Origin of the sequence: Providencia sp. PROV122 (assembly GCF_028482365.1) — a bacterium.
Classification (GTDB): Bacteria; Pseudomonadota; Gammaproteobacteria; order Enterobacterales; family Enterobacteriaceae; genus Providencia; species Providencia stuartii.
On the sequence record NZ_JAMPQI010000001.1, the window covers coordinates 198,707 to 224,601 of the forward strand.

Here is a 25,895-nt window from a genome sequence, read left to right on the forward strand (position 1 = left end):
TGTTTGTGTTAATTAAGCGACCGTTAATTGCCCTGCATAAAGGACAAAGAAACGTAATAAAAAGACCCCAACCAAACTCGCACTACTGACAAAAACCACTCGGGCGGCACTTTGGCTATTATTGACCCATTTTTTCAAGGCCAGTGGGATCATAAAACCAATGCCAACCACACCAATCCAAAACCACCAAGTCCAAAAGCCTCCACCAAGTGCTGCGATAAGCGCGCGCATTTTGCCATCATCCCCTAATGCTAAACCGACAAAGAAAGCCGCTAATAAGAAGATTTCCAGCCAAACGACAAAGCCTTCAACGCGATGTAGAAAATGCGCTTCTGGGTTATGGACATTTTGGCGATAGCGCAATGCTAAAGCAATGAGCGCGACGGCAAGCCCCGATGAGATCCCTGAAAAGAGAAAGAGAGCAGGTAAGATAGGGTTATTTAAGAATGGATAGGATTTTAACGCGGAAAGTAAAAAACCGGTATAAGCCCCTAATAATACCGCCAGTACGAGCATGGTGATTTCAATGGCACGTATAGCAGGTGTGAATAAATTTAATAATGAGCGAATAAAGCCAAAACGCGGTAGCCATTTTTGCTGTATTGCGACCAGTTCAGTTTCGAAAACTTTAGCTAACCAGACAACGAGTACCACCATGTAGACTTGGAAGAGCATAACCCCCATCGACATGACGGAGGTCGGACTGTAGTGGAACATCAATTTCCAAAAGGTCCATGGGCGTGTTAAATGGAAAATTAAAATGAGTAATCCCAAAATAACGGTCGTCGGTGCCAGAAATAGAGTGGCTCTCATTAGTGTGCTCTTACTGGTTGCTTCAGACGGATAATATTGACGCAATAGCACGGCAAGCACCACTAACCCTGCTGAAATACCAATTAGAAAGAGGTAAACGGCAATGGGCCAATCCCAAACTAAAGATTCAAAATGGAAAGCAGAAGCAGTTGTCATTGGCTAACCTCCCCATATTTGAACGGAACTCGGTACATTTTGGGGCGAGTACCGAGGGCTATTTTATAGCGATACGTGGTTTTTTGACGCAACATAAGAGAAATATCACTGTTAGGATCATCCAGATTGCCAAAGACCAATGCCTTGGTTGGACAGGCTTCGACACAAGCCGGTTGTTTACCTTTTTTCAAGTTTGTTTTTCGGCAAAAATCGCATTTGTCGGCAGTTTTATTGACTGGGTGAATGAATCTTACTCTGTAAGGGCAAGCCGCAATACAATATTGGCAACCAACACATAGGTCTGGGTTAACATCGACAATCCCTGTCGTTTTATCAATAAATGATGCGCCCGTTGGGCAAACATCGACACAAGGTGCATGCTCACAGTGCTGACATGAATGCCGGAAAAAGCGATATTTGATATCTGGGAAGTGACCAATTGGCTCGCTGCGAATAATGGTTAGCCGAGAAACCCCTTCCGGGACTTGGTTGACTTCTCGACAGGCATCCATACAAGCAGTACAACCTATGCATAAGGTTTCATCGTGGATCATGCCGTAACGTACGCCATCCACTTTCATCGTATTTGCGAGGCTATGGAGTGTCGCACCTCCTGACGCCGCCAAGGCTCCTGCATAAATAATAAACTGACGACGCGAACAACTCATGGCTGCTCCTTAAGCAATTTTACCGCCGCTGGATTGAAGTCAGGGTTATTACGTTGGTCTGAGTGACAATCAACACAAATTTTTACGCGACCTTTGTCATTAAGTGTTTTCATCGTATCTTGTTTTGGATGCAGATCATGGCAACTGGCACAGGCAACTTTAGTCACATGAACATCGTGTGGCCAAAACGCTTTTTGTAGCTGTTCGGGTAAGTGACATGACATACAGACACTATTTTGTTGCTCCACCCTATACATAGGGTGGTTAAACCGCATCACATCTTTAGCCCCCTCACGGTGATGAGGGCCTGGGTTACCATGGCAGTTGGTACAGGTAACGGGAAGGTTATTATTAGGGTTAATGACCGATGCGTGAGTGCCATGCATACCTTCTTTGTCGGGTTTATGACAATCCAAACAGGCTGCATCTGGGTTACGTTGCTGAGTAACAACCCAACGTTCACCCGTCTCTGTCGCGGGAGGTGTCGCAGTAGAGGCTGCAATGCTCCATAACAAGCCTAATGCCAGCCCCCCAGCAGTGAATAACGAACGTAGTACGCTCATATTAACTCCATTGGTTATACCGCCTCTGTATGAGGCGGATCACGGTTATTGGCTTAACAGGTTGTTTTTACGAGCTTGCGCATCCCATTCGGGCACGACAGTTTTCAAAAACTCTTGTTTTTCAGCGTTGATTTTTTGCATATCCAGACCAATTGCTTGTTGCGCTTTTTCTTTGGTTGAAATGTCTGGAATAGCAATTTCATGTGTAATGCCTTTAGCACCTAATAGACGAACGAGTTTGGTGCGAGCATCAGCAGCTTTGTTCATTGCGCCACCGAGCATGCGCAAGCCTTCCTCTGGTGCGTGCATATGAATACCATGAGATGCAATAGCTAAATCCCAGCGCCATTGTGCATGGCGAATATCAGCTAAAATGGGCGCCATCTCTTTTTCGGTTGCCCCTGCATCCCAAGCTGCTTTAGCTTCAAAATGGGCATGAACAAGTTGATCTTCCACTTTGATTTTCATCTCTTGGATAGCTTGTTTGCGCTCGGCAACGACAGCTTGTAGCTCTTGCTTGCTTTGGGTATGGCAGTTACGACAGGTTTGTTCGAAATTATCGAATGGATTACCTATCTTATGGCTGGTGTAGAGCTCGCCTTTTTCATTTTGTAATTTAGGCATGTGGCAGTCGATACAGGTCACGTTGTTTTTACCGTGGATCCCCGCACTCCATGTTTCATACTCTGGGTGCTGTGCTTTTAACATAGGGGCTTTCGACAGTGAGTTTGTCCAGTCAGAGAAGGCGATATTGTCATAATAGACTTCCATATCCTCCACTTTCGTACCGTTATCCCAAGGGAATTTGACGGATTTATTTTCCCCTGCAAAGTAGTACTCAACGTGGCATTGCCCACACACCATAGATTGCTGATCAAAACGACTGGCTTTATCGAAGGGTTTACCAATCGCTTCCATGGCTCGAGCGGCATAAGGACGGGTGAGTGTTAAAGCGGGCTGGCCTTGCGCGAATTCTGGAGAGTCGGTTTTGTGGCAGTCAGCACACCCTAGTACGTTAACAATTTCAGGCCCACCTTTAGCCCATTTACCGTGGAAATATTCATCTTCCCCTTGCTCTTGGATAAGTCTGGCGACATCTGGGCTTTTACAGCTCCAACAAGCCATAGGGAGAGGGCCATCTTGTGCATCTTTCGGTGCACCAGTACGTAGTGTTTCTCGTACGTCAATTAAAGCATAAGCATGGCCTCGAGGCTTGTTGTAATCACGTGAAAAAGGGTAGCCAGCCCAGAGGATCACCAACCGGGGGTCTTCTGCCAGCGCATCTTCACGTTGTGATTGTTCGGATGTTGCACGCCACGAGTGATATTGATCAGGGTGAGCCTGAGCAAAGGATTCATTTTTAGTATTTATTGTTGATGATGCTTCCTTTGATGCAGTTTGTGCATGAACAGCAGGGGTTAACAACCATATCCCAGCCACCAAACTGAGTAAGTACAAAGTCCTGTTGATTATCTTTGCCATAAGGGCCTCGAGTGATATAAGCCAGCCATCCCATTGGCTGTGATATTATTATTTATAGGTGATGGCATAGGTTTTGATGCCATCATGACATGCTCAAGGAATAGCTCTAACAAATAACCACACTTAAAATATTGTTTTTGATCAAAGCTAAATTTACTAAAAGAAATGTCATTAAAATAATGTGATTAATATCGAATCGTGAATGTAAATTAGGAAAGAAAACATTGAGTCAGTTAAAATAAATGAGAGCAAAGCATTTAAGCGTCACTTTCATGTGAGTGAGGGTTTTTATTTATTGAATTCATATTGAAAGGCTTTATTATCAGTAGGATATGACTAAGTAATCTGCTTATCTATTATTTAACTAATAACCAAAGTGTGCAGCACCTCTAATATTTTCAATGTGGATATTCATCGTTGATGACTATAACTACTACTTTAGTGGTAGTTTGTAATGTTATATATATGAGGGTTTCATGAAACATTAGGATTAATTTGGTTTCTCATATTTAAAAAATGTTAATATTTTTTGTTTGAAGATAATTTATTTAAGTTCTAGTCAATAAGTTACATCGTTATTTCAAATAATACTTTCTGTATAAATTATTTCATTCTAAATAGCACATTCATTAATGTTACCTATTAGGTGGTATGTATTTTTTTACTCTCTATCGATAAGATTCTGCGTGAATACACATATAATAATTGCGGTTAATTTTTACTTTTTGCATTAATTTTGTTTGGGCAATGTTAAGGAAATCAACATGGCTGATATCACCCGTCGGGGAGTGTTGACTGGTGCATGGCGTCGCGCCGCACCCGTTATTCGACCGCCATGGAGTCGTAGTGAAGATCATTTCATTGAAAGTTGTACTCGTTGCAACCATTGCCTGACGCATTGTGAAACCTCAATTTTAATATCTGGCCCCGGTGGCTATCCCGTTGTTGATTTTTTGCAAGGGGAGTGCACGTTTTGTTATGCCTGTGCTGCCGCTTGCCCTGAGCCAATATTTCTTCCACAACTCTCCCAACCTTGGGATATTTCCATCTCAATTGCTCAAACCTGTCTGGCATATCGCTCTATTGAATGTCGGCGATGCGAAGACAATTGTGAGCCACAAGTGATCGCGTTTCGCCCATCACTGAGTGGAATTTATCAGCCCAATATTGATAAGCAAGGTTGTACAGGTTGTGGTGCCTGTGTTGCCGGTTGCCCCGTATCAGCCATTACTTTGGAGCATGAAAATGCGCAATAGCTGGCAAGTATGTAGTTTGATTGTACAAGTAAAAAGTGAACAGGCTTGCGCTGTGACGGCAGCTTTAAATCAATTACCCGGTTGTGAGGTGGCTATCAGTTCACCGGAAACAGGCAAATTGATTGTTGTTGTCGAGTCAGAACACAGTCGCACCCTGATTGAGACTATTGATTCAGTACGCAATGTTAATGGTGTGCTGGCTGTTTCGCTGGTTTACCACCAGCAGGATGAGCAATGTGAGGAAAATGATGAAACTCAGTCGTCGTAGCTTCATGAAAGCCAATGCTGTTGCGGCCGCTGCTGCGGCGGCAGGTATTGGCGTTCCGAGTATCGCTAAAGCGGTCGTCGGGCAACAAGAGGCCATCAAATGGGATAAAGCACCTTGCCGCTTCTGTGGTACAGGTTGTGGTGTACTTGTGGGAACGCAAAATGGTCGCATTGTGGCGAGCCAAGGTGACCCAGAAGCGCCAGTTAACCGTGGCTTAAACTGTATTAAAGGCTATTTTTTACCGAAAATCATGTACGGTAAAGATCGCTTGACTCAGCCATTGCTGCGAATGAAAGACGGTGAATATGACAAAAATGGTGAATTTACCCCGGTGACTTGGGAAAAAGCCTTTGATGTCATGGAAGAAAAAGTAAAAACCACATTAAAAGAGCGCGGCCCTGAAGGGATTGGCATGTTCGGTTCAGGCCAATGGACTGTGTGGGAAGGTTATGCTGCATCAAAATTGTTTAAAGGTGGCTTCCGCTCTAACAACTTAGACCCTAACGCACGCCATTGTATGGCCTCAGCGGTTGTTGGTTTCATGCGTACTTTTGGTATGGATGAACCTATGGGCTGTTATGATGACATCGAGCAAGCCGATGCATTTGTGCTTTGGGGTTCGAACATGGCAGAAATGCATCCTATCCTATGGTCACGTATTACCAACCGGCGTTTATCTGACCCTAATGTGCGTGTTGCTGTACTCTCCACATTTAAGCATCGTAGCTTTGAGTTAGCTGATAACGGTATTGTCTTTACCCCACAGTCTGACTTAGTGATCCTCAATTATATTGCTAACTATATTATTCAAAATGATGCGGTGAATCAGGAATTCTTCGATAAACACGTTAACTTACGTCGAGGAACAACGGACATCGGTTATGGATTGCGTCCTACTCATCCATTAGAACAAAGTGCTAAAAACCCAGGTTCAGATGCCTCTGTGCCGATGACTTGGGAAGAATATAAGGCCTTTGTGGCTGAATACACATTAGATAAAACCGCTGAAATGACAGGGGTGCCGAAAGATCAGCTAGAAGAACTAGCAAAATTGTATGCAGATCCAAACACAAAAGTCGTCTCTTATTGGACAATGGGCTTCAATCAGCATACTCGTGGTGTTTGGGCGAATAACCTCTGTTATAACTTGCACTTACTGACAGGTAAAATTTCTCAGCCGGGTTGTGGTCCGTTCTCATTGACGGGGCAGCCGTCTGCGTGTGGTACTGCTCGTGAAGTCGGTACGTTTGCCCATCGCTTACCCGCCGATATGGTGGTAACGAATGAAAAACACCGCGAAAAAGTGGAGCAAGTTTGGCAACTCCCCGCCGGCACGATCCCAGAAAAAATTGGCTTACATGCCGTGGCGCAAGACCGTGCATTAAAAGACGGCACGCTTAACTTTTATTGGGTCATGTGTAACAACAACATGCAGGCAGGCCCCAATATTAATCAAGAGCGGATGCCGGGCTGGCGTGACCCACGCAATTTTATTGTTGTTTCTGATCCTTATCCAACCGTGAGTGCTATCGCCGCAGATTTGATTTTGCCAACCGCCATGTGGGTAGAAAAAGAGGGGGCTTACGGGAATGCGGAGCGCCGGACACAATTTTGGCGTCAGCAAGTGAAAGCGCCGGGAGAAGCAAAATCTGACTTATGGCAAATGGTGCAATTTGCCCGTCGCTTTAAAACGGAAGAGGTTTGGCCTGAAGAGTTACTGGCTCAAAAACCGGAGTATCGCGGTAAAACCCTGTATGACGTGCTGTTTGCTAACCAAGCGGTTACCAAGTTCCCGATCACTGAGTTAGCTGAAGATCAGCTCAATGATGAGTCACGCGAATTGGGCTTCTATCTACAAAAAGGGTTATTTGAAGAGTACGCCAGTTTTGGTCGCGGTCATGGTCATGACCTTGCGCCTTTCGATGATTATCACAAAGCACGCGGTATCCGTTGGCCTGTGGTCGATGGCAAAGAGACGCAATGGCGTTACAGCGAAGGCCATGACCCCTATGTCAAAGCCGGTGCGGGTTATCAATTCTACGGTAAGCCAGATGGTAAAGCAGTCATTTTTGCATTGCCGTTCGAACCCGCGGCGGAAGTACCTGATAAAGAATATGACTTATGGCTATCAACGGGGCGTGTGTTGGAGCATTGGCATACCGGCAGTATGACTCGTCGTGTACCAGAACTGCACCGAGCTTTTCCTGAATCACAGGTCTTTATCCATCCTCTAGATGCGAAAGAGAGAGGGTTACGTCGTGGTGATAAGGTAAAAGTGATTTCACGCCGTGGTGAAGTGACCACTATTGTGGAAACACGAGGGCGTAACCGACCACCAAAAGGATTGGTGTATATGGCTTTCTTTGACGCATCTCAGTTAGTTAATAACTTAACGCTGGATGCAACAGACCCACTCTCTAAAGAGACGGATTACAAAAAATGTGCCGTTAAATTGGAAAAGGTGTAATTGCATATGTCCCAGAAACCTAAACCTCAAAATAGTCGTCGCCGTTTCTTACGCGATGCCGTTCGTGCGGCAGGCGGATTGGCGGCGGTTGGTGTGGTACTGGGCTTACAGCAACAAACTTCCCGCGCGAGTGGAATTCGTCTCCGCCCGCCGGGAGCCATTAATGAAAATGCATTTGCGAGTGCGTGTGTTCGTTGTGGGCAGTGCGTACAAGCTTGCCCTTATGACATGTTGAAATTAGCAACATTAGCATCAGGACTGGCAGCGGGAACGCCTTATTTTATTGCGCGAGAAAACCCTTGTGAAATGTGTGAAGAGATCCCGTGCGCCAAAGTGTGCCCGAGTGGTGCACTGGATAAAGAGATTGAGTCTATCAATGACGCACGAATGGGGTTGGCAGTGTTACTTGATCAGGAAAACTGTCTCAATTTTCAAGGGTTGCGCTGTGATGTGTGTTATCGCGTTTGCCCGCTAATTGATGAGGCTATCACGCTGGAGCTTGAGCAAAACCACCGTACGGGGAAGCATGCACGTTTTTTACCAACAGTGCATAGTCAAGCTTGTACGGGATGTGGTAAGTGCGAGCAGGCTTGTGTCCTCGAAGAAGCGGCCATTAAAGTCCTGCCGCTAACGCTTGCGAAAGGTGAATTGGGGCATCACTACCGTTTTGGTTGGCTGGAGGGAAATAATGGCAAATCGTAAACGTGATGCAGGACGCGAAGCGCTGGCGAAAAAGGGCTGGTGGCAGAGCCATAAATGGTTATGGATGCGTCGTATCAGTCAACTATTGGTAATCGCGATGTTTTTGAGTGGACCTTGGTTTGGGGTCTGGATCTTACATGGTAATTACAGTAGCAGTTTATTGTTAGATTCAATCCCGCTCACTGACCCTTTGATCACGTTAGAAAGTCTTGCTAGTGGCTATTTACCTGCTATTTCGACATTAATTGGTGCAGCAATAGTATTGCTAGTTTATGCATTACTTGGAAAACGTATTTTTTGCAGTTGGGTTTGCCCTGTAAACCCTGTTACGGATGCGGCAGCATGGTTACGCCGTAAGCTCGATTTTAATCAATCCGCAACGATCCCTCGTTATATCCGTTATGTGTTGCTTGTGGTGATTTTAATCGGCTCTGCGGTAACAGGGACTTTATTGTGGGAATGGATCAACCCCGTTTCATTAATGGGCCGAAGCCTCATCTTCGGTTTTGGTAGCGGTGCTTTATTGCTGCTCGCCTTATTTTTATTCGATTTACTCGTTGTGGAGCATGGCTGGTGTGGTCACCTTTGTCCTCTCGGTGCCTTATATGGGATCGCCGGTTGTAAAGGGGCACTGATGGTCACAGCGATAAACAAGCAAAATTGTACTCGCTGTATGGATTGCTTTCACATTTGTCCGGAGCCGCAAGTTTTGCGTACCCCGGTTTTAGATAAACAGGCCCCAGCATTCATTTCGGATAAGGACTGCATAACATGCGGTCGTTGTATCGATGTGTGTTCTGAGGATGTTTTTAAAATAACACTACGATGGAGTTCGGGAGCGAAATCATGAAAACCCATGCCCTGATTAAGACAATGAGCCGTTGGATGGCGGTAATAGGACTCGTTGCCTCGAGCCTTGCTTGGGCGACAAATGGCGTTGATCTGTCTAAGTCACCAGAAGTTTCTGGTACTCAAGAAGGTGGCATTCATATTCCTAAAGAGCAGGAAAGAATGGCTTTAAACTATGTGAATCAACCTCCAATGATCCCACATAGCGTTGATGGTTATCAAATTACCACCAATACAAATCGCTGCTTACAATGCCATGGTGTTGAAAGTTATCGAACAACAGGGGCGCCTCGCGTTAGCCCGACACACTTCGTGGATGCTACGGGGAAAGTATTAGGTGGCGTAGCACCAAACCGCTACTTCTGCCTACAGTGCCATGTGCCGCAGTCCGATACATCACCGATTGTGGAGAACACATTTACCCCATCCAAAGGTTTTGGGAAATAAGAGGCCGACATGGGAAACAATAACGCTAAGCCTGGTGTGATCCGTAGAGTGTGGCAATGGTGGCGACGCCCGAGCCGTTTGGCTTTGGGAACCTTACTATTGATTGGTTTTGTTAGTGGCGTCATTTTTTGGGGCGGCTTTAATACGGGAATGGAAATGGCTAATACTGAAGAATTTTGTATTAGTTGCCATGAGATGCGTGAAAACGTGTATGAAGAGTATATGGAAACGATCCACTACACCAACCGTAGTGGTGTTCGAGCAACCTGTCCTGATTGCCATGTACCTCATGAGTTCGGACCTAAAATGGTCAGAAAGATTAAAGCCAGCAAAGAGCTTTATGGCAAAGTATTCGGCATCATTGATACACCACAAAAATTTGAAGAGCACCGTTTAGCCATGGCGCAAAATGAGTGGCGACGGATGAAAGATAATAACTCTCAGGAGTGCCGTAATTGCCACAATTTTGAATACATGGATTTTACGGCACAAAAAAGTGTGGCAGCCAAAATGCATGATCAGGCCATTGTTGATGGAAAAACCTGTATTGATTGCCATAAAGGGATAGCTCATAAGCTACCTGATATGCGCGAAGTTGAGCCGGGTTTTTAAATGGAAAAGCGTCACTCAGGAAGGTTGATTAAATGGGATCACGCCTGAGAAGCATAGAGGCTAGTCAACAGTTAATGGTTTGACTAGCCTCAGTTTATATTTGTGCTATATCAATAAACCCATTGTTATTACGTGTATTGTATATTGCAGCAGCGCAAAGTTTGCCTGAGATATGATCTGGAGCCTTTAAATATGTGGAAAAAGCTTCACCAACTTGCTATTCCTGCCAATCTCTACCAACTATGTGGGCGGTTGACCCCTTGGTTTATTACCCTGAGCGTGATTTTTTTAGCACTAGGTTGGGGGTGGGGATTCGGATTTGCGCCCGCCGATTATCAGCAAAGTGATAGCTATCGCATTATGTACCTCCATGTTCCAGCAGCAATGTGGTCAATGGGGATCTATGCCATTATGGCGTTCGTCGCTTTTGTTGGTCTTGTTTGGCAAATGAAAGTGGCTGAATTAACGATTGCCGCTATGGCACCTATTGGTGCGGTATTTACCTTTATTGCCTTAGTCACGGGGGCAACGTGGGGCAAACCCATGTGGGGCGCATGGTGGGTATGGGATGCACGTTTAACCTCAGAACTTATTCTCTTTTTTCTGTATGTTGGCATTATCGCGCTTTGGCATGCATTTGATGACCGCCGGACAGCAGGAAAAGCTGCGGCGATCTTAGTCTTAATTGGTGTGATTAATTTACCTATCATCCATTATTCCGTTGAATGGTGGAACACATTACATCAGCCTTCAACGCGAATGCAGCAAAGTATTAACCCTGCAATGCGCACACCTTTGCGTTTGGCTATCTTAGGCTATCTATTTTTATTTATTTCTCTGACGCTGGTGCGTTTACGCAACCAATTATTACTACTGGAGCGTAACCGCTCATGGGTTATGGATATCGTGAATAAGAAGGGGCGTAAATAATGAGTCGTGCATTTGCATCTTGGGCGGATTTTTTTGCAATGGGCGGTTATGCCTTTTATGTCTGGCTGGCAGTTCTATTGACGGTAACACCGCTATTGCTGTTGTGTATTCACACCGTTTTACAACGCAAAATGATTATAAATTCCATCACTGCACAGCAAGCAAGAGAAGCAAGACAGAAAGCAGCACGAGCGCGTCGGGAGGCTGAGTGAATATTCGTCGTAAAAATAGATTATGGCTAGTTTGTTCCATTCTAATTGGTGTGGGGTTAATGGTCGCGCTGCTTTTATATGCACTTCGCTCCAGTATCGACCTATTTTATACCCCCGGTGAGATCATTTATGGGAAGCGAGAAACCCAGCAGATACCTGAAGTTGGCCAACGCTTACGTGTCGGGGGAATGGTGATGCCAGGTACTGTTCAGCGTGATCCGGACTCCCTGAAAGTCACCTTTACGGTGTATGACGCGGAAGCGGAAGTTGATGTGAGCTATGAGGGGATTTTGCCTGATCTGTTTCGAGAAGGGCAAGGGGTAGTTGTCCAAGGGGAGCTGGCTGAAAACCATCATGTCATTGCCAAAGAAGTGCTCGCTAAACACGATGAAAATTATACGCCACCCGAAGTTGAGCAAGCGATGCAGGAAAATCACCGTCGACCTGCCGCGGCTTATAAGGATAACACACTATGATCCCTGAGGTTGGCAATATACTGCTATGCCTAGCGTTAGGTATTGCAGTATTACTCTCTATCTATCCATTATGGGGCGTATCTCGTCACGATGAGCGCTTAATGCGGGCTTCAAGGCCTCTTGCTTGGCTACTGTTTTTGTGTGTGGCTGGCGCATTTTTAGTGCTAGTCAACGCCTTTGTCATAAATGATTTTTCAATTACTTATGTTGCAAATAACTCCAACACGCAATTACCTGTTTGGTATCGGGTTGCGGCAACATGGGGTGCGCATGAAGGTTCACTGCTGTTGTGGGTGCTATTGATGAGCGGCTGGACGTTTGCGGTTGCATTATGTAGCTACCGCATGCCGCTGGATATTGTTGCTCGTGTTTTAGCAGTAATGGGGATGGTGAGCGTCGGGTTTCTGTTGTTTATCATTTTCACCTCTAACCCCTTTTCGCGCACCTTGCCCTCCTTCCCAATTGAAGGACGTGACTTAAATCCGCTCTTGCAAGATCCCGGCCTGATTTTCCATCCACCATTGCTGTATATGGGGTATGTTGGCTTTTCAGTCGCCTTCGCATTTGCTATCGCGGCGTTGCTTAGTGGCCGGCTGGATAGTTCATTTACCCGTTTCGCTCGCCCTTGGACGATGGCTGCGTGGTTTTTTTTAACGCTCGGCATCATGTTAGGTTCGGCTTGGGCCTATTATGAGCTAGGCTGGGGCGGCTGGTGGTTCTGGGATCCTGTTGAAAATGCGTCGTTTATGCCTTGGCTAGTAGGAACCGCGTTAATCCACTCGCTGGCGGTGACAGAGCAACGAGCAACATTTAAGGCATGGTCTTTATTGCTATCGATATTTGCGTTTTCACTTTGTTTACTCGGTACTTTCCTCGTACGTTCAGGGGTGCTGGTTTCTGTGCATGCCTTTGCATCTGACCCCTCGAGAGGACTCTTCATTCTCGCCTTTATGGTCTTAGTTATCGGTGGCTCATTGCTGCTGTTTGCCATAAGAGGTCACAAGGTTCGTTCTCGTGTTAATAATGCGCTTTGGTCTCGGGAATCAATGCTACTGGCGAATAACGTCATCCTAACCGCTGCAATGCTGGTCGTGTTATTAGGCACCTTACTGCCTTTAGTTCACAAACAAATTGGTTTAGGCAGTATTTCGATTGGTGAGCCCTTCTTTAATACCATGTTTATCGCGCTAATGGTGCCATTCGCACTCTTACTGGGGATTGGGCCTCTAGTGCGTTGGGGGAGAGACCGCCCCGCAGCGATTAGAAAATTACTCTTAATGGCCTTGCTCGTGACCTTGATTTTGTCATGCCTACTGCCATGGCTAATGCAAGATAGATTAGAAGCGTTGACCGTGCTTGGTTTAATGATGGCTTGCTGGATAGCATTACTGGCGTTCGCCGAAATGCGTGTACGTATTAGTAAAAAAATCAAGCTCACACCAAGTTATTGGGGAATGGTACTTGCACATTTAGGTTTAGCAGTAACTATTGTGGGGATTGCCTTTAGTCAAAATTACAGCATTGAACGTGATGCCAAAATGAAGCCCGGTGAAAGTGTGGTTATTCGTGATTATACCTTTGTCTTTAATGGGGTACATGAAGCGAATGGCCCGAATTATCAGGGTGTGATAGGGAATATTGACGTTAAGAAAAATGGTGAATTACTCACTAAATTACAGCCTGAAAAACGTTTTTATAGCACCAGCCGTGCCGTGATGACCGAAGCGGCTATCGATGGGGGAATAACCCGAGATTTGTATGCTGCATTAGGAGAAGAGGTCGGTAAAGAGGTATGGACTATGCGCCTTTACTACAAACCTTTTGTGCGCTGGATTTGGTCGGGAGGCATTTTAATGGCTGCTGGAGCGCTATGCTGCCTATTTGATCCGCGCTATCGTCGCCGTAAACCCGTGCAGGAGGCTGCATGAAACGCAAAGTTTTCTTGATCCCTTTTATTATTTTCGCTGCTATTGCCGCCGTTTTGTTATGGCAATTGATGCGTAATGCCGAAGGGGATGACCCTCGTTTACTTGAATCTGCATTAGTGGGTAAACCGGTGCCTGTGTTCCGTTTAGAGTCACTTGAAAACCCCGGTCAACATTATGAGTCAAATGTATTGATTCAAGGGAAACCTATCCTCTTAAATGTTTGGGCGACATGGTGTCCTACTTGTCGCGCTGAACATAAATACCTCAATCAGCTTGCTGCCGAAGGTGTACGCGTGGTGGGGTTAAACTATAAGGATGATCGCAATAAGGCGATTGTTTGGTTGCGCGAACTTGGTAACCCTTATGCTTTAAGTCTTTTTGATGGTGAGGGCATGTTAGGCCTTGATCTGGGCGTTTATGGGGCTCCTGAAACCTTCTTAATCGATGGCAATGGGATTATTCGTTATCGGCATGCAGGCGCAATGGATGAGCATGTCTGGAATAAGGAAGTGAAACCATTATGGGAACGCTATAGCAAGGAGGCCAGCCAATGAAATATGTTATTGGTTTGCTGATGCTAGCGGTTAGTGCAAGTAGTGCTTTTGCGGCGACTGAAGTTTTTACCTTTGATAATGAGCAGCAAGAGCAGCAATTTCGTAAGTTAACAGAAGAGTTACGTTGCCCGAAGTGCCAAAACAATAGCATTGCAGATTCAAACTCAATGATTGCTTTAGATTTACGGCAAAAAGTGTATGAGTTGATGAAAGAAGGCAAGAGCCGCGATGAAATCGTTGACTATATGGTGGCACGTTACGGCTATTTTGTGACGTACAATCCTCCATTGACGCCATTAACGGCCATCTTATGGGGATTACCTTTTGCAGCCATGATTGTCGGTGGGTGGATCATTTACGCACGTACTAAAAAACGTGTTCGCATAAAACAAGATGTTCCAAATGATCAGCAACATACCGCTTCAATAAAGCCAATGCGCTCAACTGGGTGGGTGTATGTCCCCGGGGTGATCATGGCTTTCGGAATTGGGGCCGCGGCTTATTATCAGGTAGGCAGTTATGGCAAAGTTGCAGATTGGCATTTAGCTTACCAACAGGCGCCAGCGTTGCTTGACAGAGCGTTAGATCCCTCAGAGCCACCACTTAATCTTGAAGAAATGGAGCGCCTTGCGTTAGGTTTACGTACTCGTTTGCAGGATGAGCCTCAAAATGCCGATGCATGGGTGATGCTAGGTCGGATTGGCATGGTATTAAATAATGCCACGATGGCGACAGATGCTTATGAGCGGGCTTATCGACTCAAGCCGAATGATGATAACGTGGCGCTAGGGTATGCCGAAGTGTTAACGCGTTCGTCTGATCCAGAAGATAATCGCATTGGTGGTGAGTTATTGCGTAAGCTGATTGCTGAAAATAGGACCAATGTTAAGGCATTAAGCATGTTTGCTTTTAATGCATTTGAGCAGGCTCGTTATGCAGAAGCTATCTCAGCTTGGCAGATGATGCTGCAATTATTACCTGAAAATGATCAGCGACGAACAGTCATTGAGCGCAGTATTGAACAAGCATTGATGATGGTGCATGAGAAAAAAACAGTTCAATAGTGGGTTGTTAACTGATTCAAAGCACTAAAACGGGAGCAATCGCTCCCGTTTTTATATTCTGCGTACCATTTTTTGATTTTATTTTTCTCGATACGTTTTATTTAAATGGTGGTCATTTTTAGTTTGAATCGATTCAATATTGAAATTAGGCGATTAAAATTGAAAAATAAGTAATTTATTTATTTGAAATCCTTTATAGTTAATTATTAATGATAAATTAACTTGGTTCCTTGTAAGCTATTGAAGTTAATATTTAATTTTATTTAATCTTATGATTGTTTTATAAGTAATATAATTATTATTTTATGATTAAATTAAATGATGATTAGATTACTTAATGCTTTCCTATTTTGTTTTGCATTAAAAACTAAATTTACCTTAACGTAATATGCTTTTGCTTTTTTTTGTTTTAGCTTTTGTGTTTTTTGCTTTTTTTTGCTTTGCATTGGGAACATATGATTATTATCACATTAAAATAACATTATCTAATTTAGAGTAAATGCCATGAGGTAAAATGGCATGAAAGCAGAACGACATAAAAAAATAATTAATTTTTTAAAAAACGCAGGCTCAGCAAAAGTTTCTGTTTTATCGAAAGAACTGAATGTCACAAAAGAAACCATTAGAGCAGATTTAAATTCTTTGGCAAAAAAAGGAATTATTAACCGTTGCCATGGTGGCGCATTCATTGAATTTGAATCCCTAGATAAGGTTGCTAAAAAAGAAATTATACAGTTTCTGGAATGTAACGATAGCCTTAATGAAATAACCAATAAGGATGATTCAGTGAACGGCAAAGTTTGTGTATTAGGTTCATTTAATGTTGATATGATTAGTTATTTGCCTCGATTACCAGAGGCAGGCGAATCATTATTATCAAACAAATTTATTTTTTCACCAGGTGGCAAAGGTTGCAATCAGGCTTTAGCTGCAAGTTATTCAGACTCACAAGTCCATTTTATTACTAAAATTGGCACTGACCAATTTAGTGATTATGCGGTGAATTTTATTTCATCATCAAAAATTAAGACATCAACAATTTACCAAACTGAAAAGTTCCAAACGGGTACAGCATCAATTTTCGTGTCAGAAAATAGTGGCGAAAACATTATCTCCATATATCCTGGCTCAAATATGGATATCAGTGCTGATGAGGTAAAAATTCAAAAAGATAAAATTATTAATTCGAATATTATCTTGCTACAACTTGAGACAAATATTGAAGCCTTAAGGGAAATTATATCGATAGGTAATGAGTATAATATACCGATTATTTTAAACCCTGCACCTTATAGTGATATTGCTATCGAACTACTTGAAAAAGTCGATATTTTAACGCCGAATGAAACGGAAGCCAGTTTGCTATCCGGAGTGAATGTTGTGGATATGGAGTCGGCTAAAAAAGCAGCCGACGTCATCTATCATAAAGGTGTTAAAAAGGTTGTGATCACATTAGGAAGTAAAGGCTCTATTGCTTACGATGGCAATAAATTTATTTACTCACCGGCCTACACAGCGGTGGTCAAAAATACGGCTGGCGCTGGGGATGCTTTCAATGGCGCATTGGCGGCCTCACTAGCAAAAGGTAAGCAATTTTCGTATGCGTTGCGTTATGCTTCGGCATTTTCATCGCTTGCGGTAGAAACGAGCAAAGCTTCAGAAATGCCTGAAGATATTAACGTGATATATCGTATTAACCAAACAACCTACTCTCAGGTTGTCACTCAATCCCCTGAATAATTCATATTCTGAAAGAGGAATAAAAATGAAAATTTTATTTATTGGTGAGTCATGGCACATTCATATGATTCATACTAAAGGCTACGACAGTTTTACTTCGAGTAAATATGAAGAGGGTGCAACATTTTTATTAGATTGCTTAAGAAATAAAAATGTTGAAATTGATTATATGCCTGCTCATACCGTTCAAATGGCATTTCCTAAAACGGTAGAAGAGTTAGAGAAATATGATGTCGTTGTCATTAGCGATATTGGTGCAAATACTTTCTTACTGCAAAACGATACTTTTTATAATATGAAAGTATTACCAAATGCACTGCAATTAATTAAGCAGTATGTCATTAATGGCGGTGGATTATTAATGATTGGTGGCTATCTATCCTTTATGGGAATTGAGGCTAAAGCGAATTATAAAAATACATTATTAGCAGATGTATTACCGGTAGAAATGCTTGATGGTGATGATCGTGTTGAAACACCTGAAGGTATTTTTGCAGTACCAGTCAATGCAGAACATGAATCCGTTAAAGGATTTGGACAATGGCCAATGTTTTTAGGCTATAACAAAGTTAAAGCTAAAGAAAATACAGAAACTGTTTTAAATATTGGCGAAGATCCTCTATTAGTCTTTGGTCAATATGAAAAGGGTAAAACAGCCTGCTTTATGAGTGATTGCTCGCCACACTGGGGAAGTAAAGAATTTATGGCTTGGGAACATTACTCTGACATGTGGGTAAATATCCTAAAACAGATCGCTCGTTAATTCAGTTATTGTCAAAAGTAAAATATCAAAAATAAGAAATTAAGTGTGGGGAATTTCCCCCGCACTTTGTACTCCGATTACAAAAATAATGACTCATAGTCAAAAAATCCAAAAGGAATATTTTATGAGTGCAAAAAGTTATTCTACACCATTACTGATGATAGCGACGGTTTTAGCCGGGATGTTATCGCCAATGCAATCTGCCGTTAATGGGCAGCTCGGGGATGTATTAAAAGATGGCAACGCAAGTGCGGTAATTTCGTTTGCTAGCGGTCTTGTCGTCATGTTTTTTATTATCATAGCGAAAAAACAGACTCGTCAGCAATTTGCCTCTATTCCAAGTTTAATTAAACAACGTAAAATTCCATTGTGGAACTGGTTTGCAGGCCTTTGTGGCGCAATGGTGGTTTTCTCTGAAGGGGCTTCTGCCAGTGCACTAGGGATTGCTACTTTCCAAACCGCATTGATATCGGCGCTATTATTATCAGGCCTATTGTGTGACCGTTTCGGTATTGGTATCGATGAGAAAAAACCGTTCACCCTTTTTCGCGTATTAGGCGCTGTTTTTGCCGTGGTAGCCACCTTATTTGTGGTGTCTCCACAATGGCACTCTACCTCTGCTATCTATTTAGCCATTCTTCCTTTCTTAGCGGGTCTATTAGCGGGTTGGCAACCAGCGGGTAACTCTAAAGTGGCAGAAGCGACAGGTTCAATGATGGTATCTATCACATGGAACTTTATTGTCGGCTTCACGGTTTTGACTGTCGCTTTGGTGATCCGTATGGCTCTTGGTCACATTACTCTTGAATTACCGGGGGTGTGGTGGATGTATCTCGGTGGTCCATTAGGGCTAATGTCTATTGCGTTAATGGCAATCTTAGTTCGTGGATTAGGGCTGTTAATGCTCGGAGTTGCATCAACAGCAGGGCAATTGCTGGGTTCAGTTCTGATTGATTTACTCTTGCCATCATTGGGTAACACTGTCTATCTGGTCACGATTATTGGCACACTGTTTGCGCTGGTTGGTGCAATTATCACAACAATTCCTGAGTTTAGAGAAGCAAAAGCTGTGAAAACGGCGGGAGTGTAAAATGAAAGGTTATATTCAGACTGTCACTGGGCCAGTTAAAAAAGAAGATATGGGTTTAACCCTACCACATGAGCATTTGTTTAACGATCTCTCTACCGTTGTCGATGAACCTTTTTACGATTTCTCGCATGTGTTGGTCGATAAAAAAGTCAGTGCAGATATTCAATGGGGGCTAAAACACGATCCTTATTGCTGCTGTGACAATATGGATAAAAAACCTATCGACGATGTGATTTATGAAGTGAATAACTTTAAGGAGCTTGGCGGTAAAACGCTTGTTGATGCGACAGGCTCCGAAGCAATTGGTCGAGATGTTCGTCAATTGCGAGAAGTGTCCATTAAAACAGGTATTAATGTCGTTGCCTCATCAGGCTTATACATCGAAAAATTTGAAGGCGAGCGCCTAGTAAAAAGTATCGATGAAATGGCGAAAATGATTGATGACGAATTGAATATTGGTATTGATGGCACTGATATTCGAGCGGGGATGATTGGCGAAATTGGGGTTTCTCCATTTTTTACTGAAGGGGAAAAAAATAGCCTTAGAGCCGCATCCGTCGCTCAGCTTGCCAATGATCATGTCTCGATGAATATCCATATGCCAGGTTGGCAACGTCGTGGTGATGAAGTATTGGATATTTTAATCAAAGAGATGGGCGTTAATCCCGCTAAGATCTCATTAGCGCATTCAGACCCATCAGGAAAGGATATCGATTATCAGCGTCGTATGTTAGACAGAGGCGTATGGCTTGAGTTCGATATGATAGGGCTTGATATTTCATTCCCTAAAGAAGGGGTCGCACCAACTGTTACAGAAACTGTTGATGCGGTTTATAAGTTGATAGAGCTGGGATATAGCAATCAGATCGTTTTGAGTCACGATGTGTTCTTAAAACAGATGTGGGCAAAAAATGGCGGAAATGGATGGGGCTTTGTACCGAATGTTTTTCTATCGCTTCTGGCGAAGAAAGGCGTCGATCAAGCTACCCTTGACCGCTTATGTATCGATAACCCAGCTAACTTATTAGCTTAATCAATAATCTCCCCTTGTTTTTTTCTGTTCGATTTTGCGGTGATAGCTAAACTATTGCCGCTTTTTGTTTTTTTATGGGGCGTGAAAGCAAAAGGGCTTTTTGTCGATAATTCCCGTTTTACTATTTTTTATTATTGAGAATGCTATTGGTGGATATGACTTGTAAAAATAATATTTCGAATGGTTTTTATTTCAGATGAATGTAATGGAAATTACGCCAATATAATGGTGCCAAATTGTTCTATTTGAATATAGAGGGAATGTAGGCCAAGTAACATTATTGACAAAAAACGATAACAACGATGATGTAAATGAGATACACTTTCGCGCATTAAAATAACAATAGATATTACGGAAAAACGTTGCACCTGCATGATAGATTAAGACAATTTGCAGCCTATCTTGCGCTACTTGCAGTAGCAATGCTGTTTATTGCACCATTGGTCTCAAAGTCAATGATGCAAATGGCTGATTGTTCTTCAATGGAAAATATGGCACCACACGTGATGCACCATTCGCATCAAGGTGCTCTATTGCCTGAAGAATGCCATTCTAACGGCATGATGAATCATCTGTTAATGTCGGGAGTCGGACTATCGCCGATGGAAGACATTGCCTGTGGCTATTGCCAGTTGTTGATCCATTTTCCATTTATCATTCTATTTATTGCCATTGCAATTCGCCAATTGGCAACGCTGACGACGCGGATCCCCCTTGAGCCTTGTATTCATCCATATTTGTTTCGGCCTTGGTCTCTGCGTTTTGCGCGCGCTCCTCCGCCTCTCTTTTCTTATTAATTATTGATCATTTTAAATTCACAATGTTGCATTTGCCGTATTGAGTGCAAAGGGCTTCGCCTGCTCTCTATCTTGAATTTGATTATCGAATTCAGGCGGCATGGCTACGTCATAAAGAAAAGAATTAGGCAAAATAATGAACAAAGAAAAATGTGTAATCGCACCACTGACACTTTTAGTAACGACCGCGCTATTGTTGAATAGCGCAGTCGCTGAGGCAGAGAATCAAAGTCAATTTTCAGAACACTCAGTGATGATAGTCACTGCCCCCGTTGATTCACCATTAACTATCAGCACCTCACCAAAAACACCTAGACAGCCAGTGCCGGCGAGTGATGGTTCTGATTATTTGAAAACGATCCCCGGCTTCTCGCAAATTCGTAATGGCGGCACGAACGGTGACCCCGTTTTTCGTGGCATGTTTGGCTCTCGCTTACGGATTTTAACTAATGATAGTGAGATGTTAGGCGCTTGCCCATCTCGCATGGATGCCCCAACCTCTTATATTTCGCCAGAAAACTTCGACCTATTAACGATGATCAAAGGGCCTCAGTCAGTTCTTTGGGGACCAGGTAACTCGGCAGGTACAATTCGTTTTGAGCGTGAAAAACCCATTTTTGATAAAGCGGGTGTTCAGGGGAATGCAAGTGCGTTAACGGCCTCTAATCAGCGTTGGGATGCGAATGCAGATGTCAGTATGGGGAATGAAAAAGGTTATTTACGCTTAATAGGTAATAAATCTCGCTCTAATGATTATAAAGATGGAGATGGTAAGAAAGTGCCATCAAAGTGGGATAAATGGAATGCGGATGTTGCTGTAGGCTGGACGCCAGATGAATACACGTTACTTGAGCTTACCGCGGGGAAAGGGGATGGTGAAGCTCGCTATGCAGGTCGTGGAATGGATGGCTCGCAATTCAAACGCGAAAGTCTAGGTGTGCGTTTTGAAAAGACAAATATTGGCACAGTGCTTGATAAGCTAGAAGCGAATATGTACTACAACTATGCCGACCATATTATGGATAACTATTCATTACGTGACACAAGTGGCTCAATGGGGGGCGGCTCTGGTCATATGGGGCATATGATGGGCGGTGGTCATGGCATGATGAATATGCCAATGAAAATGCGTGTTGATCGTAAAACGGTGGGTGGCCGAGTTATGGGAACTTGGTTATGGAGCGATTACGAATTACGTGCAGGGGCCGATATGCAAACTAATACTCACCGTAAGGAGAGCAATAACCACTGGAATAAGGATGCAACATTCCAAGATTATGGGCTGTTTGGGGAGTTAACGTGGAATGCAAATGCGCATGGGAAAGTCGTTACAGGTGCGCGTGCCGATAGGGTATTAGTGGATAATGAGACCGCGGTAGGGTCATCGGGGCGCAATACTGTGATGCCAGCAGGGTTTGTGCGTTATGAGCATTCGCTTTCTGATATGCCTGTCATGCTGTATGCCGGTGTCGGTTACACTGAGCGTTTCCCTGATTATTGGGAGTTATTTTCACCAACCTACGGCCCTGATGGAACAAGCAATGTGTTCGATCATTTAAAAACGGAAAAAACGACCCAGTTAGATATCGGTGCAAAATATAGCAATGATAAAACTAACGCATGGGTTTCCGCTTATATTGGGCGAGTCGATGATTTTATCCTATTCCGTTATAACCCACATAATTCGCGACAAAGTCAAGTTGAAAACGTGAATGCGATGATCATGGGGGGAGAAATGGGCGTCGCCTATAAGCTCAGTGATGCATGGAAAGCGGATGCAAGTCTCGCTTATTCTTGGGGGGAAAACCGCAGTGATAGGCAACCATTACCGCAGATGCCGCCATTAGAAACCCGTTTTGGTTTATCTTGGGAAAAGAATGATTGGACGGCAACAGGGCTAATGCGTATTGTCAGTAGCCAACATCGTGTGGCGATTAATGATGGTAACGTAGTCGGGAAAGACTTCGGTAGCAGTGCTGGTTTTACGATTTTCTCCGTTAATACCGCTTATCGGGTGAATGATCATGTTAAGTTAAGTGCTGGTGTTGATAACCTATTTGATAGAAATTATAGCGAACACCTAAACTTAGCGGGTAATAGTGGGTTTGGTTATTCCTCTAATCAACCCGTGAATGAGCCGGGCAGAACGTTTTGGGCGAAATTGAACTTAACTTTCTAACGAGAAGCGGTTTTATCAAAACAGAACACCCGAGGTAATATCGGGTGTTCTACAAAAATAAGGTTTAATTGTGGATGCTTATCGACCAATATTGCGTAGCGCATTGCCTTTCATTAGATTCTCTTCTATCTGCTCTAATGAAACATTTTTTGTTTCTGGGACAAAATAGAGCGTGATAATAATAAATACAGCATTTAACCCAGCATAAACCCAGAAAGTATTCGTATCCCCTAAAGTCGATAGCAGTGTTAAGAACGTAGCGCTAACGATCATATTTGCTACCCAATTTGAGGTAGTTGAACAGGTGATACCGAAATCACGACCTCTCAGTGGTTGTATCTCAGAACATAAGACCCACATAATCGGTCCCGCACTCACGGCAAATCCAATAATAAAGATAAGTAAAAAGGCAATACTACTATATTGGATTAGAACGGTATGCGTATCAAAAGAGAGCAAGTAGGCGAGTAAGCCGATACTGATTGCCATGACACTAAAGCCAAAGATCAATAATTTTTTACGGCCAAAACGGTCAACGATTGAGATGGCCAAAATGGTTGTGATGACGTTGACTAAGCCAATAAGAACTGTGCCATACATTTGTTGGGTGGTACTTTCAAACCCCGCTAATGAAAATATTTTAGGGGCATAGTACATAATGACATTGATACCTGTCAGTTGCTGCATAAATTGCAGAGCAATACCCAAAAATACAGTACGTCGGAAATTACTGTTATTTTTAAATAAACCGAATCCCGATTGCTTGATCTTTAGGCTATTAAAAATATCATCCAGCTCTTGGATCGCTTCATTTTCTGATTTTCTTAATTTTAATAATATAGTTTTAGCATCATTCGATCTATTTTTACTGGCAAGCCAACGGGGGCTTTCGGGTAAAAAAGTGACGCCAATAAAAAGCAAAACAGCAGGGATAGCTGTGATCCCTAACATCCAACGCCAAGCATGATCATAACTAAAAGCGGTATCAGAAATAAATGCAAGTAAGATACCTATTGTAATCATTAATTGATACATAGATATCATTCCACCACGGATCTTTTTCGGTGCGATTTCTGATAAATAAGCTGGAGTTGTGAATGAAGAAATACCAATTGCGAGTCCTAATATGACTCGAGAAATAATAAGTATATTGGCATTAGGGGAAAAGGCGGAGCCTAATGCACCAATAATAAATAATATTGAACTGATCAGTAAACTCTTTTTTCTACCACTTAAAGATGATAACCACCCGCTAATAATAGCGCCGGCTGCGGCACCAAACATCATTGAGCTGACAACCAGTTCTTGCTGGGTTGATGAGATATCAAACTGTTGACTAATAAAGGGAAGTGCACCAGAGATAACCCCCGTATCCAAACCAAAGAAGAGGCCTGCGAGTGCTGCCAGTAAACCGACAAAGATAACCATAAGACTTGTTGAGGTATTATTCTTAACCATTATTATTAGTCCTTTATTGCAAAGTTGGATTATTAACTCAGTTATCTGTCCTTTAAAAAGATGAAACTAAAATTTATGCTAACGTGATATTTGTTTATTTTCAACACTCGATATATTTAATATGAACTTTAATGAAGTAATATTCAAATAATTATTAACATCATAGAATTGATTATCTATATTTGATGGACTTTTAATGATGATTGTTTTTATGAAAATGAAATGAAAGTTAATTATCTGTTAGATAAGTTATTAAGATTAAATATAAGAAATAAAGAAAACTAACTCAGTGTAAGTTAGTTTTCTTTAATTTAATCAAATAATGACAGGGATATAATAATTTAATTCTTTAAGATAGAGGCGTGAGTTTTCAATAAACTCTTTATAATCGGGCGTAGACTTTAAAACATAGTTTTCAATGTCACAGCCTTCACCTCGAGCAATATCCATACTCGCAAGTACTTTTCCATATACGGTATAGATAATGTCGTTGTAATCAATACCGTGGAGTTCATCACACGTAAACTTAATTTGTAGATAATCGCCAGCAGGGAGAGTTATGCTTTTAAGATTAGGGGTAGGGGAGTCAACACCACTTTCTTCAAAGGTTGTGGTATAGCAGAATTGCCCCTCTTGATCATTGATAGAATCAACACCGTGGATAGCATACATATTGGTTGTGACACACTGAGCCTCATTGATAAAGTCTCTCCAATAGTAGCGTCTCAGCTCTTGGGTTTTAAAATTCCATTCATTGATGCTTTTGGTATAGCGATGCTGTTTACCGATAACCTTAACAGGATCTAATTTGGTTAGGCTGACCTTAACGCTGAACTCTTTACTTTCTCTTAGTGGCAGGCAAAAACCTTCAATTTTCCATCCGGTACGTTTGCGGTATTCAGAAGGGGTGATATTGAATTGTTTTTTAAATGCACGACAAAATGTTTGCTGTGAATCGAAACGATAGCGTAAAGAGATATCCATGATGCTATCATTAGTTAGCCTCAATGCCACGGCTGAGCACGATAATCGTCTAGCACGAATGTAAGAACCGAGAGCAAGTCCTGTTTGGTTTTTAAATAGGCGCTGAAAATGCCACTTGGTGTATCCTGATTTTTCGGCAACAGTATCTAAAGACAGGCGTGACTCTAAGTTTTTTTCGATCCAGAGAATCATTTCTCTAATAACACTTTCCTGAAGCATGATGACCCTTTTAAATTAACTTTGCCCAAAGTATAAAATCATAACTGGCTAAAAATCGGACTTTTATACTAGACAGATACATCCCAGTCGGTATCAGGATAGCATGCCGACTGAGAATTTTTTTAAATAGTTGTGAAGTTAAGTAAGTTTCTCGTTAAATTGACCTTAACCAAAATGTCTAGATT

General features: G+C 42.8%; 25 protein-coding genes. 19 read left to right on the forward strand and 6 right to left on the reverse strand.

Annotated elements, in window-relative coordinates; all coding sequences use genetic code 11:
* Positions 1–12: 12 nt before the first annotated feature.
* Genes nrfD through nrfA form a run of 4 tightly spaced genes read right to left on the reverse strand, consistent with a single transcriptional unit; the run spans position 13 to position 3,682 of the window.
* Positions 13–969 (reverse strand): cytochrome c nitrite reductase subunit NrfD, encoded by a 957-nt coding sequence (gene nrfD, locus PSE69_RS00885; protein WP_004922237.1) that lies wholly within the window; start codon positions 967–969, stop codon positions 13–15.
* Positions 966–1,637 (reverse strand): cytochrome c nitrite reductase Fe-S protein, encoded by a 672-nt coding sequence (nrfC, locus tag PSE69_RS00890; RefSeq protein ID WP_004922233.1) that lies wholly within the window; start codon positions 1,635–1,637, stop codon positions 966–968. The genes nrfD and nrfC overlap by 4 nt, the downstream gene beginning before the upstream one ends.
* On the reverse strand, positions 1,634–2,200 hold the full coding sequence (gene nrfB, locus PSE69_RS00895; RefSeq protein ID WP_121875050.1) for a cytochrome c nitrite reductase pentaheme subunit: 567 nt from the start codon (positions 2,198–2,200) through the stop codon (positions 1,634–1,636). The genes nrfC and nrfB overlap by 4 nt, the downstream gene beginning before the upstream one ends.
* A 45-nt stretch (positions 2,201–2,245) precedes the next feature.
* Entirely contained in the window at positions 2,246–3,682 is a 1,437-nt protein-coding gene (gene nrfA / locus PSE69_RS00900; RefSeq protein WP_041705038.1) for an ammonia-forming nitrite reductase cytochrome c552 subunit, read from the reverse strand.
* A 764-nt stretch (positions 3,683–4,446) separates the two neighbouring features.
* On the opposite strand from nrfA, the gene napF reads away from it, so the two are divergent.
* The 19 genes from napF (at position 4,447) to PSE69_RS00995 (ending at position 23,049) form a co-directional block, all read left to right on the forward strand.
* Positions 4,447–4,938 carry a ferredoxin-type protein NapF gene (gene napF / locus PSE69_RS00905; RefSeq protein ID WP_004922221.1) on the forward strand — a complete coding sequence of 164 codons (492 nt, stop codon included), beginning with the start codon at positions 4,447–4,449 and terminating at the stop codon, positions 4,936–4,938.
* Positions 4,928–5,206, forward strand: a complete 279-nt coding sequence (gene napD / locus PSE69_RS00910) for a chaperone NapD (protein WP_014656456.1) — start codon at positions 4,928–4,930, stop codon at positions 5,204–5,206. Before napF ends, napD begins: the two co-directional genes overlap by 11 nt.
* Positions 5,187–7,673 (forward strand): nitrate reductase catalytic subunit NapA, encoded by a 2,487-nt coding sequence (gene napA, locus PSE69_RS00915; RefSeq protein WP_040132254.1) that lies wholly within the window; start codon positions 5,187–5,189, stop codon positions 7,671–7,673. The genes napD and napA overlap by 20 nt, the downstream gene beginning before the upstream one ends.
* Positions 7,674–7,679: 6 nt before the next feature.
* Positions 7,680–8,375, forward strand: a complete 696-nt coding sequence (gene napG, locus PSE69_RS00920) for a ferredoxin-type protein NapG (protein WP_004922210.1) — start codon at positions 7,680–7,682, stop codon at positions 8,373–8,375.
* Positions 8,362–9,225, forward strand: coding sequence for a quinol dehydrogenase ferredoxin subunit NapH (napH, locus tag PSE69_RS00925; RefSeq protein ID WP_004922205.1), 864 nt, complete (start codon positions 8,362–8,364; stop codon positions 9,223–9,225). The genes napG and napH overlap by 14 nt, the downstream gene beginning before the upstream one ends.
* Positions 9,222–9,671: a nitrate reductase cytochrome c-type subunit gene (napB, locus tag PSE69_RS00930; RefSeq protein WP_004922202.1), complete on the forward strand. Its 450-nt coding sequence runs from the start codon at positions 9,222–9,224 to the stop codon at positions 9,669–9,671. Before napH ends, napB begins: the two co-directional genes overlap by 4 nt.
* Before the next feature lie 9 nt (positions 9,672–9,680).
* A complete protein-coding gene (gene napC, locus PSE69_RS00935; protein ID WP_004922200.1) occupies positions 9,681–10,283 on the forward strand; it encodes a cytochrome c-type protein NapC in 603 nt (200 codons plus the stop codon).
* 192 nt (positions 10,284–10,475) lie between these two features.
* Positions 10,476–11,213, forward strand: coding sequence for a heme ABC transporter permease (locus PSE69_RS00940; RefSeq protein WP_121875052.1), 738 nt, complete (start codon positions 10,476–10,478; stop codon positions 11,211–11,213).
* Positions 11,213–11,425 carry a heme exporter protein CcmD gene (gene ccmD, locus PSE69_RS00945; protein WP_004922193.1) on the forward strand — a complete coding sequence of 71 codons (213 nt, stop codon included), beginning with the start codon at positions 11,213–11,215 and terminating at the stop codon, positions 11,423–11,425. Before PSE69_RS00940 ends, ccmD begins: the two co-directional genes overlap by 1 nt.
* Entirely contained in the window at positions 11,422–11,901 is a 480-nt protein-coding gene (gene ccmE / locus PSE69_RS00950; protein WP_121875053.1) for a cytochrome c maturation protein CcmE, read from the forward strand. The genes ccmD and ccmE overlap by 4 nt, the downstream gene beginning before the upstream one ends.
* Positions 11,898–13,829 (forward strand): heme lyase CcmF/NrfE family subunit, encoded by a 1,932-nt coding sequence (locus PSE69_RS00955; protein WP_004922185.1) that lies wholly within the window; start codon positions 11,898–11,900, stop codon positions 13,827–13,829. The genes ccmE and PSE69_RS00955 overlap by 4 nt, the downstream gene beginning before the upstream one ends.
* Positions 13,826–14,383 carry a thiol:disulfide interchange protein DsbE gene (gene dsbE / locus PSE69_RS00960; protein ID WP_004922181.1) on the forward strand — a complete coding sequence of 186 codons (558 nt, stop codon included), beginning with the start codon at positions 13,826–13,828 and terminating at the stop codon, positions 14,381–14,383. The genes PSE69_RS00955 and dsbE overlap by 4 nt, the downstream gene beginning before the upstream one ends.
* Positions 14,380–15,447: a cytochrome c-type biogenesis protein CcmH gene (locus PSE69_RS00965; protein ID WP_121875054.1), complete on the forward strand. Its 1,068-nt coding sequence runs from the start codon at positions 14,380–14,382 to the stop codon at positions 15,445–15,447. The genes dsbE and PSE69_RS00965 overlap by 4 nt, the downstream gene beginning before the upstream one ends.
* Before the next feature lie 519 nt (positions 15,448–15,966).
* Positions 15,967–17,187, forward strand: coding sequence for a PfkB family carbohydrate kinase (locus PSE69_RS00970; RefSeq protein WP_004922173.1), 1,221 nt, complete (start codon positions 15,967–15,969; stop codon positions 17,185–17,187).
* Positions 17,180–17,950, forward strand: a complete 771-nt coding sequence (locus tag PSE69_RS00975) for a glutamine amidotransferase (RefSeq protein WP_376738360.1) — start codon at positions 17,180–17,182, stop codon at positions 17,948–17,950. The genes PSE69_RS00970 and PSE69_RS00975 overlap by 8 nt, the downstream gene beginning before the upstream one ends.
* Before the next feature lie 124 nt (positions 17,951–18,074).
* A complete protein-coding gene (locus PSE69_RS00980) occupies positions 18,075–19,040 on the forward strand; it encodes a DMT family transporter (protein WP_036941236.1) in 966 nt (321 codons plus the stop codon).
* Between the two features lies 1 nt (position 19,041).
* Positions 19,042–20,073 (forward strand): phosphotriesterase family protein, encoded by a 1,032-nt coding sequence (locus PSE69_RS00985; RefSeq protein WP_004922160.1) that lies wholly within the window; start codon positions 19,042–19,044, stop codon positions 20,071–20,073.
* 362 nt (positions 20,074–20,435) lie between these two features.
* Positions 20,436–20,870, forward strand: coding sequence for a DUF2946 family protein (locus tag PSE69_RS00990; protein WP_076914251.1), 435 nt, complete (start codon positions 20,436–20,438; stop codon positions 20,868–20,870).
* Positions 20,871–21,006: 136 nt separating this feature from the next.
* Entirely contained in the window at positions 21,007–23,049 is a 2,043-nt protein-coding gene (locus PSE69_RS00995; protein ID WP_076914250.1) for a TonB-dependent copper receptor, read from the forward strand.
* A gap of 78 nt (positions 23,050–23,127) precedes the next feature.
* Here PSE69_RS00995 and PSE69_RS01000 read toward each other — a convergent pair whose 3' ends face one another.
* Positions 23,128–24,507 carry a sugar porter family MFS transporter gene (locus PSE69_RS01000; RefSeq protein ID WP_121875055.1) on the reverse strand — a complete coding sequence of 460 codons (1,380 nt, stop codon included), beginning with the start codon at positions 24,505–24,507 and terminating at the stop codon, positions 23,128–23,130.
* Between the two features lie 315 nt (positions 24,508–24,822).
* Positions 24,823–25,710: a helix-turn-helix domain-containing protein gene (locus PSE69_RS01005; RefSeq protein WP_004922140.1), complete on the reverse strand. Its 888-nt coding sequence runs from the start codon at positions 25,708–25,710 to the stop codon at positions 24,823–24,825.
* Between the last annotated feature and the right edge of the window lie 185 nt (positions 25,711–25,895).

Bases quoted from the DNA above. Each gene is read 5' to 3' on its own strand.
- nrfD (WP_004922237.1), bottom strand. From the start codon at position 969: ATGACAACTGCTTCTGCTTTCCATTTTGAATCTTTAGTTTGGGATTGG.
- nrfC (WP_004922233.1), bottom strand. From the start codon at position 1,637: ATGAGTTGTTCGCGTCGTCAGTTTATTATTTATGCAGGAGCCTTGGCG.
- nrfB (WP_121875050.1), bottom strand. From the start codon at position 2,200: ATGAGCGTACTACGTTCGTTATTCACTGCTGGGGGGCTGGCATTAGGC.
- nrfA (WP_041705038.1), bottom strand. From the start codon at position 3,682: ATGGCAAAGATAATCAACAGGACTTTGTACTTACTCAGTTTGGTGGCT.
- napF (WP_004922221.1), top strand. From the start codon at position 4,447: ATGGCTGATATCACCCGTCGGGGAGTGTTGACTGGTGCATGGCGTCGC.
- napD (WP_014656456.1), top strand. From the start codon at position 4,928: ATGCGCAATAGCTGGCAAGTATGTAGTTTGATTGTACAAGTAAAAAGT.
- napA (WP_040132254.1), top strand. From the start codon at position 5,187: ATGAAACTCAGTCGTCGTAGCTTCATGAAAGCCAATGCTGTTGCGGCC.
- napG (WP_004922210.1), top strand. From the start codon at position 7,680: ATGTCCCAGAAACCTAAACCTCAAAATAGTCGTCGCCGTTTCTTACGC.
- napH (WP_004922205.1), top strand. From the start codon at position 8,362: ATGGCAAATCGTAAACGTGATGCAGGACGCGAAGCGCTGGCGAAAAAG.
- napB (WP_004922202.1), top strand. From the start codon at position 9,222: ATGAAAACCCATGCCCTGATTAAGACAATGAGCCGTTGGATGGCGGTA.
- napC (WP_004922200.1), top strand. From the start codon at position 9,681: ATGGGAAACAATAACGCTAAGCCTGGTGTGATCCGTAGAGTGTGGCAA.
- PSE69_RS00940 (WP_121875052.1), top strand. From the start codon at position 10,476: ATGTGGAAAAAGCTTCACCAACTTGCTATTCCTGCCAATCTCTACCAA.
- ccmD (WP_004922193.1), top strand. From the start codon at position 11,213: ATGAGTCGTGCATTTGCATCTTGGGCGGATTTTTTTGCAATGGGCGGT.
- PSE69_RS00955 (WP_004922185.1), top strand. From the start codon at position 11,898: ATGATCCCTGAGGTTGGCAATATACTGCTATGCCTAGCGTTAGGTATT.
- dsbE (WP_004922181.1), top strand. From the start codon at position 13,826: ATGAAACGCAAAGTTTTCTTGATCCCTTTTATTATTTTCGCTGCTATT.
- PSE69_RS00965 (WP_121875054.1), top strand. From the start codon at position 14,380: ATGAAATATGTTATTGGTTTGCTGATGCTAGCGGTTAGTGCAAGTAGT.
- PSE69_RS00970 (WP_004922173.1), top strand. From the start codon at position 15,967: ATGAAAGCAGAACGACATAAAAAAATAATTAATTTTTTAAAAAACGCA.
- PSE69_RS00980 (WP_036941236.1), top strand. From the start codon at position 18,075: ATGAGTGCAAAAAGTTATTCTACACCATTACTGATGATAGCGACGGTT.
- PSE69_RS00985 (WP_004922160.1), top strand. From the start codon at position 19,042: ATGAAAGGTTATATTCAGACTGTCACTGGGCCAGTTAAAAAAGAAGAT.
- PSE69_RS00995 (WP_076914250.1), top strand. From the start codon at position 21,007: ATGAACAAAGAAAAATGTGTAATCGCACCACTGACACTTTTAGTAACG.
- PSE69_RS01000 (WP_121875055.1), bottom strand. From the start codon at position 24,507: ATGGTTAAGAATAATACCTCAACAAGTCTTATGGTTATCTTTGTCGGT.
- PSE69_RS01005 (WP_004922140.1), bottom strand. From the start codon at position 25,710: ATGCTTCAGGAAAGTGTTATTAGAGAAATGATTCTCTGGATCGAAAAA.